This is a genomic window from Nostoc sp. UCD121, assembly GCF_014222285.1.
In the GTDB taxonomy this organism is placed as follows: domain Bacteria; phylum Cyanobacteriota; class Cyanobacteriia; order Cyanobacteriales; family Nostocaceae; genus Nostoc.
In genome coordinates, this window is record NZ_JACKZS010000435.1 from 1 (window position 1) to 1929 (window position 1929).

2 protein-coding genes are annotated in these 1929 nt (G+C 41.4%); both read right to left on the minus strand.

The window, feature by feature from the left end; genetic code table 11:
* Positions 1-485: 485 nt before the first annotated feature.
* The gene (grpE, locus tag GNF10_RS36635; RefSeq protein WP_185584282.1) at positions 486-1151 is read right to left on the minus strand and encodes a nucleotide exchange factor GrpE; all 666 of its coding nucleotides are present in this window, start codon (positions 1149-1151) and stop codon (positions 486-488) included.
* Between the two features lie 120 nt (positions 1152-1271).
* Positions 1272-1763, minus strand: a complete 492-nt coding sequence (locus GNF10_RS36640) for a Dps family protein (RefSeq protein ID WP_012410091.1) — start codon at positions 1761-1763, stop codon at positions 1272-1274.
* Positions 1764-1929 lie beyond the last annotated feature (166 nt).

Below are 1929 nucleotides of genomic sequence, written 5' to 3' on the forward strand. Positions count from 1 at the left end.
AGTATATTTTTTCTACTACAAACAGACTAACTATAAATAACAATATTGCTAAGTTGGCATGATAAAATCCATGTATGTTTAGTTGTGTAAAAACATTGGAATAACCAATTTCCAAGCTGTTCGCTGATTTTATTTTTTATCACAGATGTTGATTTTTAACGCCAACTTACTTCCATCTCATTGATGTAGCTATCTACTGATCTACAAGCTGAAGTTATGACTTTTCAGATTATTTCCCAAATATTTTTTTATTTATGTCCGATTACTTACATTATGGAAATAATTTATCTCTGGAATGCTGCTCTAGAGCTAAAAATTTCGGTTTCAACAGCGCCAAGTAAGCTTAAATCTACACCAACGCTTTAACAGAACTTCTCAGAGGCGATCGCCTTAGCAATTTTAGTATTCCCAATATCTGTCATTTTTCAACAGACAGCACAAAAAGTAAAGAGTTATGAATTTATAACTCCCAACCCCTAACTCCCTCAAACAGGACTGACTTTAGCTCTGTAAAGCAGCTTGTCACCTTGAAGATAGCCAGTGTAGCGTACCTTGACTATTTCTCCAGGTAATGAAGTTCCCTCCATCAGTTGGTGTAGTTGGGGGTTATAAGGTAATTCTGCTCCCACGGGTGCGATCGCTTCCACTCCCCACGCCTGTAAAAGCTTTTCCAGAGGTTTCTGCACTAACGGTACTATTTTCACTGCCGCCATCTGTGGATTCTCTTGGGCTTTCTGTGCTGCTGTTGGCCATTGTAATAATAAAGACTCCAGCAGTTGTAAAGTTGACTGCTGGAGTTCTTGTAGTAATATTTCTCGCTGTTGTTCTAATTGAAGCTGCGATCGCTGATACTCTTTTCTTAAATCTGTAATCTCTTGTAACAATTCCTGACTGGGCGCTGCTTTCTCTTGTAATAACTCTACGGTTGAAAAAGTTGCGATTAATTCATTCAATGGCATCTGTAGCACTGGTGACAGCTTCAGCAGCACATCTACCCGCATTTGCTCTAGCTTTCCTTGGCGTAACCGCAAAAGTTGCCGTTCTGAAACACCAGCAGTTCGACTCAGCGCTTTAAAACTAGAAATACCCACCTGTTGCATTAAATCTTGCAACTTTTGGGAATGGGGCATTGGACATTGGGCATTGGGCATCCCTTCGGCTCCGCTCAGGGCAAGTGGGTATTGGGGACTGGGTATTGGGCATTGGGGATTGGTAATTAAGTTTTTTCTCAATTCCCAATTCCCAATGCCCTATTCCCTATTCCCTAATTCCTATTCTTCCAGTAAACTTCTCAACATCCAAGCGGTTTTTTCGTGTACTTGCATCCGTTGAGTTAATAAATCGGCAGTAGGCTCGTCGTTAACTTCCTCTATCACGGGGAAAATAGACCGTGCAGTTCTGACTACGGCTTCTTGTCCTTCCACTAATAAGCGAATCATCTCAACAGCTTTCGGAACTCCAGGAGTTTCTGGAATCGAACTCAGTTTGGCATATTCGCTATACGTTCCCGGTGCGGGATAGCCAAGCGCTCTAATTCTCTCGGCTATTAAATCAACCGCTAAAGCTAATTCTGTATACTGGGTTTCAAACATCAAATGTAAGGTTTGGAACATCGGCCCCGTTACATTCCAATGGAAGTTATGAGTTTTCAGATAAAGTGTATAAGTGTCAGCCAACAGACGAGATAAACCCTCGGCAATTTTAGCCCTACTCGCCTCGTCAATGCCGATATTTACATTTTTGACTGTTACTTTTGATGACATAATTTTCTCCTAATTAGGTTATATGTAATTGGGCATGGAGAATTGGGAATTGGGAACTTGTACTGAGCGAAGTCGAAGTATTGGGAATTGGGAATTGGGAATTGGGCATGGTTATTTTCATTGTCCCCCTTGTCCCCTTGTCCCCCCTGCCTCCCTACTCTCATTC